This is a genomic window from Vibrio sp. 1641, from assembly GCF_033339995.1.
Lineage (GTDB): Bacteria > Pseudomonadota > Gammaproteobacteria > Enterobacterales > Vibrionaceae > Vibrio > Vibrio alginolyticus.
This window is the reverse complement of the sequence record NZ_JAWOVP010000053.1, coordinates 1-1,066: the sequence shown is the minus strand read 5'-3', so window position 1 is coordinate 1,066 and position 1,066 is coordinate 1. Positions and strand designations below refer to the sequence as shown.

The window sequence follows — 1,066 nt, the reverse complement described above, 5'->3', positions numbered from 1 at the left end:
TAAGGAGGTGATCCAGCGCCAGGTTCCCCTAGCGCTACCTTGTTACGACTTCACCCCAGTCATGAACCACAAAGTGGTAAGCGTCCCCCCGAAGGTTAAACTACCTACTTCTTTTGCAGCCCACTCCCATGGTGTGACGGGCGGTGTGTACAAGGCCCGGGAACGTATTCACCGTGGCATTCTGATCCACGATTACTAGCGATTCCGACTTCATGGAGTCGAGTTGCAGACTCCAATCCGGACTACGACGCACTTTTTGGGATTCGCTCACTTTCGCAAGTTGGCCGCCCTCTGTATGCGCCATTGTAGCACGTGTGTAGCCCTACTCGTAAGGGCCATGATGACTTGACGTCGTCCCCACCTTCCTCCGGTTTATCACCGGCAGTCTCCCTGGAGTTCCCGACATTACTCGCTGGCAAACAAGGATAAGGGTTGCGCTCGTTGCGGGACTTAACCCAACATTTCACAACACGAGCTGACGACAGCCATGCAGCACCTGTCTCAGAGTTCCCGAAGGCACCAATCCATCTCTGGAAAGTTCTCTGGATGTCAAGAGTAGGTAAGGTTCTTCGCGTTGCATCGAATTAAACCACATGCTCCACCGCTTGTGCGGGCCCCCGTCAATTCATTTGAGTTTTAATCTTGCGACCGTACTCCCCAGGCGGTCTACTTAACGCGTTAGCTCCGAAAGCCACGGCTCAAGGCCACAACCTCCAAGTAGACATCGTTTACGGCGTGGACTACCAGGGTATCTAATCCTGTTTGCTCCCCACGCTTTCGCATCTGAGTGTCAGTATCTGTCCAGGGGGCCGCCTTCGCCACCGGTATTCCTTCAGATCTCTACGCATTTCACCGCTACACCTGAAATTCTACCCCCCTCTACAGTACTCTAGTCTGCCAGTTTCAAATGCTATTCCGAGGTTGAGCCCCGGGCTTTCACATCTGACTTAACAAACCACCTGCATGCGCTTTACGCCCAGTAATTCCGATTAACGCTCGCACCCTCCGTATTACCGCGGCTGCTGGCACGGAGTTAGCCGGTGCTTCTTCTGTCGCTAACGTCAAA

Annotated in this window: 1 rRNA gene; it reads right to left on the bottom strand. The window is 53.6% G+C overall.

Features of this window, described 5'->3' with window-relative positions:
* Positions 1–1,066 (bottom strand): 16S ribosomal RNA (locus tag R7Z47_RS24095); the annotation flags it as partial.